Origin of the sequence: Mycobacterium sp., from assembly GCF_050701675.1 — a bacterium.
GTDB lineage: Bacteria > Actinomycetota > Actinomycetes > Mycobacteriales > Mycobacteriaceae > Mycobacterium.
The window spans coordinates 1-5,278 of sequence record NZ_JBOGDD010001300.1 but is presented as its reverse complement, the minus strand read 5'-3'; the positions used below and the strand labels follow the sequence as shown (position 1 = coordinate 5,278).

Sequence of the window (5,278 nt, the reverse complement as noted above, 5' to 3'; positions counted from 1 at the left end):
ACGTCGGTGCCGGTTCCCATGGCCAGACCCAGATCGGCCTGCACGAGTGCGGCCGCGTCGTTGACGCCGTCGCCGACCATCGCCACGATGTGTCCCCGGGCCTGCAAGTCCTTGACGACGTTGACCTTGTCGGCTGGCAGGACTTCGGCGATGACGTCGGACGCGTCGATGCCGACCTGGGCTGCAACGGCGTGGGCGGCGCGCCGGTTGTCCCCGGTGAGGAGGTAGGGGCGCAATCCGAGCTGGCGGAGCTGAGCGATCGCGTCGGCGGAGGTGTCCTTGACGGAGTCCGCGACGACGATCACCGCGCGTATCGCTCCGTCCCAGGCCACCCACACCGGGGTGTGGCCGCGTTCCTCGGCTGCCTCGGCGGCGTCGAGCAGGACTGTGGGGGTGGTGAGCGACCAGTCGTCGGTGAGCCAGCTGCGCCGCCCGACGAGCACGGCGTGCCCGTCGACGACACCGCTGACTCCATAGCCGTCGTGGGTGGCGAAGCTCTCGACCGCGGGCAGCGACGTTCCGTCGGTGGGTGCGGCGGCCGCTGCGATTGCGTGGCCGATCGGGTGCTGGGAGGCGTCCTCGAGTGCTCCGGCGAGGGTGAGGGCCTGCGTGGAGGTTTCGCCGCCGGCAGGGTGCACGCCAATGAGGTTCATTCGGCCGGTGGTGACGGTGCCGGTCTTGTCGAGCACGACGGTGTCGACGCGGCGGGTGGACTCCAGGACTTGTGGTCCCTTGATGAGGATTCCGAGTTGGGCGCCGCGGCCGGTGCCAACGAGCAGGGCGGTCGGTGTCGCCAAGCCCAGGGCGCAGGGGCAGGCGATGATCAGGACCGCGACGGCGGCGGTGAATGCTGCGGTGGCTGGGTGGCCCGTGGCCAGCCACGCGGCCAGCGTCAGCACGGACAGGGTCATGACGATGGGGACGAAGATGGCCGAGACCCGGTCGGCGAGGCGTTGGACGGAGGCCTTCCCGTTCTGGGCGTCCTCAACGAGGCGCGCCATTTGGGCGAGTTGGGTGTCGGCGCCGATGCGGGTGGCTTCTACGACGAGTCGACCGCCGGCGTTGACGGTGGCTCCGGTGACGTGGTCGCCGGGGCGGACTTCGACCGGCACCGGCTCGCCGGTGAGCATTGAGGCGTCGACCGCCGAGGCGCCCTCGGTGATGACCCCGTCGGTGGCGATCTTCTCGCCGGGCCGCACGACGAACGTGTCACCGACCGCGAGTTGTGCTGTGGGGATGCGGGTTTCGGCGCCGCCGCGCATCACGGCGACGTCCTTGGCGCCCATGTCGAGCAGAGCCTTCAGAGCGGCGCCGGACTGCGACTTGGCGCGTGCTTCGAAGTAGCGGCCGGCCAGGATGAAGACGGTGACGGCGGCGGCGACTTCGAGGTAGATGTGTTCGGCACCCGACGCTGCGTCGGGCAGGAGGGTGAATGACATGCGCATGCCGGGCATGCCGGCGTGTCCGAAGAACAGCGCCCACAGTGACCATAGGTAGGCGGCGCCGACGCCCAGGGATATCAGGGTGTCCATGGTGGCGGCGCCGTGACGGGCGTTGGCCCAGGCGGCGCGGTGGAACGGCAGTGCGCCCCACACCACGACGGGTGAGGCGAGCGTCAGGGCCAGCCACTGCCAGTTGGTGAACTGCAGGATCGGGATCATCGACAACGTGACGACCGGGATGGTCAGCACGAGCGAGACCAGCAGGCGGGTGCGCCATGCGGCGGTCTCGTCGGGTGCAGTCTGCACGGCGTCGGCGTCGGCGTCGGGTTCGTGGGATGTCGTGGTGGGTGCGGTTGCCGTGTAGCCGGTGGCCGCGACGGTGGCGATCAGATCGGCGGGCTCCACGGAGTCCGGGTAGCTGATCTTGGCCTTTTCGGTGGCGTAGTTGACGGTGGCGCTGACGCCGTCGAGTTTGTTAAGTTTCTTTTCGATCCGGGCCGCGCACGACGCGCAGGTCATGCCGCCGATCGACAGCTCGATACTGCGCGGCAGCGCGAGGTCAGCGATGTGATCGGTGGTGCTCATGTCCTGTCCCTTCGTGGGTGCGAACGCGGGTGCGGTCGCTGAACGGGTCAATCAGTGGCGGCGAGGTGGTAGTCGCCGGCTTCGTCGAGGGCGGCGGCGATCTGCTCACCGGTGACGCCGGCAGTGCTGGTGACTTGCACCGTCGACGTAGCACCGGGTTTCAGGTCGACGGTCACGTCGGTGACGCCAGGGATCGCGGAGATTTCTTCTGTGACGGCGGCTACGCAGTGGCCGCAGGTCATTCCGGTAACGGCGAACGCGGTGACGGTGCTGTCCCGGGTTCCCGTGGCCGGAGTTGTCGGGACGGACGTGGTGTGGGGCGCGCAGCACCCGCAGCTGCCGTCTTCGGTTCGTAGCAGCGGCAGCGGTTCGCGTAGGTCCAGGTTGGTCATGCGACGTCCTTCTTGTGGTGAAGCAGGTTGTGGGAGAACGGTTTTGGTCAGGAGCGGACGAGGCGGGCGATGGCCGCCGACGCCTCGCTGATTTTTTGATCAGCGATGTCGCCGCCTTGTTGGACCGCGGCGCTGACGCAATGGGTGAGGTGCTCGTCGAGCAGCGCGAGCGCCACGGATTCCAGGGCCTTTGTGGCGGCCGAGATCTGGGTGAGGACGTCGATGCAGTAACTGTCGTTCTCCACCATCCGCGCCAACCCGCGAACCTGTCCTTCGATGCGGCTGAGGCGTTTGAGGTGGGCGTCCTTGGACTGGAGGTATCCGGGTGCGGCGTGTTCCATGGGATGATCCGTTCTCGTCGTGTACCCCCAGGGGGTATGACGCTGACTATACCCCTAAGGGGTATCAAGTCGTCAAGGGTGACGGGCAGCCGGTGGCGGCGTGCGGCGTTCAGCGACGTGGTATTCCGGGGTTACCTGAAGAACCGCTGGCTCGATTTGCGGTGCGCGCTCGACTGATACGTGGGAAGCCGTTGAGACGGGTAGTTGCGATCGTGGTTTCTGGCCTGGTCGAGCGATCACCGGCTAGTTGCGCCCCCATGGGTGCCGTCGTCAGGCTCGAAGACACGGGCCGCAGGGTGCTCGGCGGACGGTTGTCCGCCGAGCACCCCTCGTCGGTCGCCGAGGGTTAGCTCCCGAGCATTCCCCGCATTTGGGTGATCTCCGCTTGCTGATTGGCGATGATGGCCTGGGCCAGCTTCTTGGCATCGGGGTTGGTGCCGTCGCGCAGCTCGGTGTTGGACATGTCGATGGCGCCGCTGTGATGGTCGATCATCATCTGCAGCCACACCTGGTCGAACGCCTTGCCCGACAGCCCCGTCAGGTTGGTCATCTGCTCGGCGGACATCATCCCTGGCATGTCATGACCGGACATCTCCGTCGACGGCGCGGGCTTGCCGAAACTCGCGAGCAAACCGGTCATCTGCGTCATCTCGGGCCCTTGAGCCTTCTCGATGTTCTGAGCCAACGTGATGACCTGCTGATTCTGGGATCGGCTCGGCACCAGTTTGGCCATGTCGACGGCCTGCGCGTGATGGGGGTACATCATCTGCAGGAACATCACGTCGGCGTCGTTGAAGTCGGTGCGAGTAGCACTCGGCGCCGCTGACGCCGACGAGCCGCCATGATCCATTCCGGGCATCGATCCGCTCGTCGCGGTGGAACTGGAGACGGTCGGGGATGCCGAGGTGTCGGATGCGGTGTCGGTACAGCCGGCAACGGTCAGGGCCGCCGCGACGGCGGCGGCGAGCACGGTGGACTTGATGGCGATGGTTGAACTGAACATGACTGCTTTCCTTTACGAATGTCGATGACTGGGTGATGTGAACAGGTGTCCATGGGTGACCTGCTCGTCGTGAGCGGCCACACGTGACTACCTGTCAGACCCGCAGAATCGACAGTTGGTGCAGGGAAAGCACGGTCCAGGGCGGTGCACGCTGACGGCGGCGGTGGGCGCGCCGGATCTTCGGCGCGATGAGCACTGCGTGGCGGGTTCCGATCCAGCACAGCATCGCCAGACCGGCGATGATCGCGATGGCAGTCATGATGAAGACGCAGCCATGCAGCCCGGTGTGCTGCTGGCCGCAATCGTCACCGTGACAGGGTGCGGGCGCCGGGGCGGCGTGCCCACCGGTGGTGTGGTGCTGGCTCGTCGCTGCCATCGCGGGCTGCGCGTCGTGGTCGTGGCCGAGCGTGAACGCCACGGCGTGCATGGTGATGATTCCGCCTAGCAGGGCCACCAGGAGGAGGAGTCGCGCGACGGCGGGCAGCGGTGCCACCCCACGCACGGTCATCACGACTGCCAGCATAGTCGGCACCGGAAGTCATACCCCACAGGGGTATAGAGTGACGGTTGTGAATCGCCGAATGCAGGATGCTCAGACCCGATGAACTCGTCCACTTCACCGACAGCCGGCGATGGGCGGGGTGTCGGATGACGGTGATTGCCCGGCTCGCCGCGACGGTTGTGGCGTGCGCACTGACTGTGGCGGTCGCGGCCTGCTCGAATCCGCAATCCCCCTCTGCCGAAGCGGGTTTCACCACGTCGGTGTCGGTGCCCCTGGATGCTCCGCTCAGCCATCTGCACGGCTTGCACGTCACCAGGGGTGGAACGTTGCTGGCCGGAACGCACAGCGGATTGTTCTCGATCGACGTTGCTACGGGCGCGACCGCGCGGGTCGGTGATTCCGATGACGACTTCATGGGATTGGGCGGCGCCTCCGGCACTGATGACCTCGTGTCGTCCGGGCACCCCGGTCCGTCCAGTGATGCGCCGAACCCGCTGGGACTGCGAGCCAGTACCGATGGTGGCCAGACATGGACGACCCAATCTCGGTCCGGTTCGACTGACTTTCACGTCCTGGCCACCGATGGCACGTCGTTGGTGGCCTTCGATGGCCGTGGACTGCAGACGTCGAACGATGGTGGGGTCACGTGGACCACAGGCGCCGAGGTCACGGTGGGCGCACTGACCATCACACAGTCAGGGGTGTGGGCGGTGACCCCCGATGGTGTGGCGCGCAGTACCGATGGCGGGCGGTCGTTCACCGCGATGCCCGCCGCGCCGCCGCTGGCTCTGATCAGCGGCACCAGTCGCGGTCTGTGGGGCGTCGACGGCGCGGGATACGTCTGGTCTAGCGCGGACGGCGACGCGTGGGACAAGGGAGGCCGTGTCGGCGCGGTGCAGGCATTGACCTCGGGGCCGGACGGCACGGGTTACGCCGCATCGAGCGATGCGGTGTACGTACTGGAACGCTCCGACGCCACGGGGTGAGGTCTTCGGTCCCTCAGCGAGCGGGGG

6 protein-coding genes are annotated in these 5,278 nt (G+C 67.1%); 1 reads left to right on the top strand and 5 read right to left on the bottom strand.

Annotated elements, in window-relative coordinates:
- The 5 genes from ACRDUX_RS40120 to ACRDUX_RS40100 form a co-directional block, all read right to left on the bottom strand.
- The coding region (locus ACRDUX_RS40120; RefSeq protein WP_526422998.1) for a heavy metal translocating P-type ATPase at positions 1-2,027 on the bottom strand (2,027 nt) is incomplete at its 3' end.
- Positions 2,028-2,074: 47 nt separating this feature from the next.
- Positions 2,075-2,419 carry a heavy-metal-associated domain-containing protein gene (locus ACRDUX_RS40115; RefSeq protein WP_526422996.1) on the bottom strand — a complete coding sequence of 115 codons (345 nt, stop codon included), beginning with the start codon at positions 2,417-2,419 and terminating at the stop codon, positions 2,075-2,077.
- Positions 2,420-2,466: 47 nt separating this feature from the next.
- Positions 2,467-2,760, bottom strand: coding sequence for a metal-sensitive transcriptional regulator (locus ACRDUX_RS40110; protein ID WP_056547365.1), 294 nt, complete (start codon positions 2,758-2,760; stop codon positions 2,467-2,469).
- Between the two features lie 346 nt (positions 2,761-3,106).
- Positions 3,107-3,763 (bottom strand): DUF305 domain-containing protein, encoded by a 657-nt coding sequence (locus tag ACRDUX_RS40105; protein ID WP_526422994.1) that lies wholly within the window; start codon positions 3,761-3,763, stop codon positions 3,107-3,109.
- Positions 3,764-3,857: 94 nt separating this feature from the next.
- Complete coding sequence (locus ACRDUX_RS40100) at positions 3,858-4,271, bottom strand: DUF6153 family protein (protein WP_233165292.1); 414 nt, start codon at positions 4,269-4,271, stop codon at positions 3,858-3,860.
- Positions 4,272-4,411: 140 nt separating this feature from the next.
- On the opposite strand from ACRDUX_RS40100, the gene ACRDUX_RS40095 reads away from it, so the two are divergent.
- Complete coding sequence (locus tag ACRDUX_RS40095; protein ID WP_526422992.1) at positions 4,412-5,251, top strand: F510_1955 family glycosylhydrolase; 840 nt, start codon at positions 4,412-4,414, stop codon at positions 5,249-5,251.
- Positions 5,252-5,278: the final 27 nt, after the last annotated feature.

What these genes read in the sequence shown, in the direction of transcription:
- ACRDUX_RS40115 (WP_526422996.1), bottom strand. Translation starts at nt 2,419, where the DNA reads ATGACCAACCTGGACCTACGCGAACCGCTGCCGCTGCTACGAACCGAA.
- ACRDUX_RS40110 (WP_056547365.1), bottom strand. Translation starts at nt 2,760, where the DNA reads ATGGAACACGCCGCACCCGGATACCTCCAGTCCAAGGACGCCCACCTC.
- ACRDUX_RS40105 (WP_526422994.1), bottom strand. Translation starts at nt 3,763, where the DNA reads ATGTTCAGTTCAACCATCGCCATCAAGTCCACCGTGCTCGCCGCCGCC.
- ACRDUX_RS40100 (WP_233165292.1), bottom strand. Translation starts at nt 4,271, where the DNA reads ATGACCGTGCGTGGGGTGGCACCGCTGCCCGCCGTCGCGCGACTCCTC.
- ACRDUX_RS40095 (WP_526422992.1), top strand. Translation starts at nt 4,412, where the DNA reads ATGACGGTGATTGCCCGGCTCGCCGCGACGGTTGTGGCGTGCGCACTG.